Annotated in this window: 2 protein-coding genes; both read right to left on the bottom strand. The window is 75.3% G+C overall.

All coding sequences use genetic code 11. From position 1 onward, the window contains the following. Nucleotides 1-209 precede the first annotated feature (209 nt). Nucleotides 210-602 (bottom strand): VOC family protein, encoded by a 393-nt coding sequence (locus BUB17_RS25215; protein WP_072921600.1) that lies wholly within the window; start codon nucleotides 600-602, stop codon nucleotides 210-212. 10 nt (nucleotides 603-612) lie between these two features. Beyond that, on the bottom strand, nucleotides 613-1,214 hold a 602-nt coding region (locus tag BUB17_RS25210), incomplete at its 5' end, for a YsnF/AvaK domain-containing protein (RefSeq protein WP_141243220.1).

Below are 1,214 nucleotides of genomic sequence, written 5' to 3'. Positions count from 1 at the left end.
CAGGCGCTGACGGCAGAGCCTCGCCGGCAGGCGCTGACGGCAGGGCCTCGCCGATCGACGGGTCGAGGAACGACCCCTTGCCCCGCCGTGGAAGGACTCCCGTCCTGCCCACCCTTCGCGAGCTCGACGCGGGGCCGGCGGCGGGACCCTGCGGGGACCTCTCCCGGCGGCGGTCCCGGCCCACGCGGACGGCACCACCGCTCCCGCCCTCACCAGGCCACGCCCGGCTCGTAGGTCCCGAAGCTCCACTCCTGGCCACCCGGGTCCAGCACCCGGGCCCGCCGGCTGTGCCAGATGGTGTGCTCGGGGGCGACGACCGGCCGGGCGCCTGCGGCAACGGCTCGCTCGAAGGCCCCGTCGACGTCCTCGACACGCAGGTAGAGGCCACGCCCGGTGGACTCCCCGACCAGCGGTGGGACCTGGTGGTCGGCGGCGTCGCCGGACACCATGAGGACGACGTCCCCCCAGCGGACCTCCGCGTAGGTCACCACGCCGTCGGACCCCTCCTGCCGCCGGACCTCCGAGAAGCCGAGTGCGGCGAGCCAGTCCAGGGCGGCACGGGCATCGCGGTAACTGGCGTAGGCGAACAGCTGCGCGGTCACCCTGCGCAGGCTAGAGGCGGTCCTGGCCCATGCGGTCCTGGCCCATGCGGTCCCGGTCGACGTCGACCCGCTCGCGGCGCACCTGGTCGCGGACCTGCACCTGTTCCTGCACCCACTCGGTGCGCAGCCGCACCCGCTCCACCGGCACGACCTCGGTGCCGACGACCGGCCGCTCGGTGTGCAGCACGATGGTCTCCGGCAGGCCGCCCGTGCCGACCGTGTCGAGGGCACCGGTGGTCGCCGGGGCGCCGTCACCCAGGGGGACCTCCTCGATCCGGATCTCCTCGCGCCGGATGGGGACGGTGACCTGCACCTCCTCGGTGACCACGTACTTGACCACCCGTACCCGCTTGGCGGCGTAGCGCTCGGTGGCCACCCGCAGCTGCTCCTCGCTGCGGGTCATGGCGCCGTCGGTCGCGGGTGGGGTCGGCACGGCGCCGACCGGCACGGTCCGGTCGTGGGCGGCCTCCCGGTCGATGCCGACGGTGTCGTCCCCCGTGCCGCCCGCCCGCTGGTCGCCCGGTAGCTGGGAGAGGTCGCGGGTGGTCGTGTCGTCGCCGGCCGAGGTCGCCGTCGTCCCGGTCGTCGTCGTCCCGGTCGTCGTCGTCCCGG

The organism is Geodermatophilus obscurus, from assembly GCF_900143215.1.
Lineage (GTDB): Bacteria > Actinomycetota > Actinomycetes > Mycobacteriales > Geodermatophilaceae > Geodermatophilus > Geodermatophilus obscurus_A.
This window is presented reverse-complemented; position numbering and strand designations above follow the sequence as displayed.